This is a genomic window from Ensifer sp., from assembly GCF_035999135.1.
Classification (GTDB): Bacteria; Pseudomonadota; Alphaproteobacteria; order Rhizobiales; family Rhizobiaceae; genus Ensifer.
Genome location: NZ_DASYGZ010000003.1, coordinates 1 through 2,978 on the forward strand (window position 1 = coordinate 1; position 2,978 = coordinate 2,978).

Here is a 2,978-nt window from a genome sequence, read left to right on the forward strand (position 1 = left end):
TAACGAGTTCATTGACATATTGGTAAAGTAGAAGAGAAGAAGAATAAAGTCGCGCAAGCGAATTAAGGGCGCATGGGGGATACCTAGGCTCTCAGAGGCGATGAAGGACGTGATAAGCTGCGAAAAGCTATGGGGAGCAGCACATATGCATTGATCCATAGATATCCGAATGGGGCAACCCAATCAGGTGAAGCCTGATTACCCTACGGGGGGCAAACGCGGGGAACTGAAACATCTAAGTACCCGCAGGAGAAGAAAACAATAGTGATTCCGTAAGTAGTGGCGAGCGAACACGGAACAGCCCAAACCAAGTTGGTTACGGCCAATTTGGGGTTGTAGGACTCACCTAGTGGTTAAATAGTGAACTGGAATGGCATGGGAAGGCCAATCGTAGAGGGTGAGAATCCCGTACAGGCAGCGATTTTAACTGAGTGAGTATCCTGAGTAAGTGGGGACCGGTGGAATCCCCTCTGAATCCGGCGGCACCATCCGCCAAGGCTAAATACTCCTGAGAGACCGATAGTGAACGAGTACCGTGAGGGAAAGGTGAAAAGTACCGTGAGCAACGGGGTGAAATAGAACTTGAAACCATGCGCTTACAAGCGGTCGGAGCCTTCGGGTGACGGCGTGCCTTTTGCATAATGAGCCTACGAGTTACGGTTACTGGCAAGGTTAATGTTTTAAGGACAGGAGCCGAAGCGAAAGCGAGTCTGAATAGGGCGATTAGTCAGTGGCCGTAGACGCGAAACTTTGTGATCTACCCTTGGTCAGGTTGAAGCGCTGGTAACACATCGTGGAGGACCGAACCGGTAAACGTTGAAAAGTTTTCGGATGAACTGAGGGTAGGGGTGAAAGGCCAATCAAACTGAGAAATAGCTCGTACTCCCCGAAATGTTTTTAGGAACAGCGTTGTGGTTGAGTCATGTTCAGGTAGAGCTACTGATAGGACTAGGGGGAGTCAAATCCTACCAAATTCTGACAAACTCCGAATGGGGCATGATATACACGGCAGTGAGGGCTGGGGTGCTAAGGTCCCAGTCCGAGAGGGGAACAACCCAGAGCATCAGCTAAGGTCCCAAAATATATGCTAAGTTGAACTAAGGGGGTCCGACTGCAGAGACAGCCAGGATGTTAGCTTGGAAGCAGCTATACATTTAAAGAGTGCGTAACAGCTCACTGGTCGAGCGGGGCGGGCATCGATAATAAACGGGCATCAAGCATATTACCGAAGCTATGCGATTGTATTTATACATATCGGTAGGGGAGCATTCTCACAGGGGTGAAGGTGTGGCGTGAGCTGCGCTGGACTGGTGAGAAAAGCAAATGTAGGCATAAGTAACGATAATGCGGATGAGAAATCCGCACACCGAAAGACTAAGGATTCCTCCGCTATGCTAATCAACGGAGGGTTAGGCGGGGCCTAAGGAATAGCCGACAGGCGACTTCCGATGGACAGCAGGTTAATATTCCTGCCCCTGCATGCAGTGTGAAAGAGTGACGGAGCGACGTGGATGGTACGTACTGACGGAATAGTGCGTTGAGCCGAGCCTACGGGCAAAGCGAATCATCGAAGACGCTTCCAAGAAAAGCTTTTGAAACGCCAGCTGTATGCAGCCCGTACCGTAAACCGACACAGGTAGTCGAGAAGAATATTCTAAGGTGCTCGAGTGAATCACGGCTAAGGAACTCGGCAAATTAACCCTGTAACTTCGGGAGAAGGGGAGCCTCCTCTGCAAAGAGAGGCCGCAGAGAAATGGCCCAGGCGACTGTTTAGCAAAAACACAGGGCTCTGCCAAAACGAAAGTTGACGTATAGGGCCTGACACCTGCCCGGTGCTGGAAGGTTAAGAGGGGATGTCATCGCAAGAGAAGCATTGAATCGAAGCCCCAGTAAACGGCGGCCGTAACTATAACGGTCCTAAGGTAGCGAAATTCCTTGTCGGGTAAGTTCCGACCTGCACGAATGGTGTAACGATCTGGGCACTGTCTCGGCCGTGAGCTCGGTGAAATTGTAGTAGCGGTGAAGATGCCGCTTACCCGCCACGGGACGGAAAGACCCCGTGCACCTTTACTATAGCTTTGCATTGTTTTCGGGTCAGGGATGTGTAGGATAGGTGGGAGGCTGTGAGTGGGCGTCGCCAGGCGTTCAGGAGCCAACGTTGAAATACCACCCTTCGCTGGCCTGGGATCTAACTGCTCGATGAGCAGGACCGTGCATGGTGGGTAGTTTGACTGGGGTGGTCGCCTCCAAAAGTGTAACGGAGGCTTCCAAAGGTCTGCTCAACACGCTTGGTAACCGTGTGTGGAGTGCAATAGTACAAGCAGGCTTGACTGCGAGACCGACGGGTCGAGCAGGTGGGAAACCAGGGTATAGTGATCCGGTGGTTCTGTATGGAAGGGCCATCGCTCAAAGGATAAAAGGTACGCCGGGGATAACAGGCTGATCTCCCCCAAGAGCTCACATCGACGGGGAGGTTTGGCACCTCGATGTCGGCTCGTCACATCCTGGGGCTGGAGAAGGTCCCAAGGGTTCGGCTGTTCGCCGATTAAAGTGGCACGCGAGCTGGGTTCAGAACGTCGTGAGACAGTTCGGTCCCTATCTGTGGTGGGCGTAGGAAGATTGACGGGGGCTGCCTTTAGTACGAGAGGACCGAGGTGGACCCACCGCTGGTGAGCCGGTTGTTACGCCAGTAGCATGGCCGGGTAGCTATGTGGGGAATAGATAAGCGCTGAAAGCATCTAAGTGCGAAACTAGCCCGAAGATGAATCTTCCACATAAGGGTCGTTGTAGACTACGACGTTGATAGGCTGCAGGTATACGTGTCGAAATACACTCAGCTGAGCAGTACTAATTACCCAACAGCTTGCACATTTAATCTTTATCTTCATCTCTTCTACTTCCAATATGACATGAAAGCTGACTTGTTAAAACAAATACAAGCAGCAACTCAAAGAGCTTGTTGGTGGCTATTGGTCTGG

The 2,978-nt window shown here is 51.5% G+C and carries 1 rRNA gene; it reads left to right on the plus strand.

The window, feature by feature from the left end:
• Positions 1 to 51: 51 nt before the first annotated feature.
• A 23S ribosomal RNA gene (locus VGO12_RS00055) occupies positions 52 to 2,871 on the plus strand.
• The last annotated feature ends 107 nt before the right edge of the window (positions 2,872 to 2,978 follow it).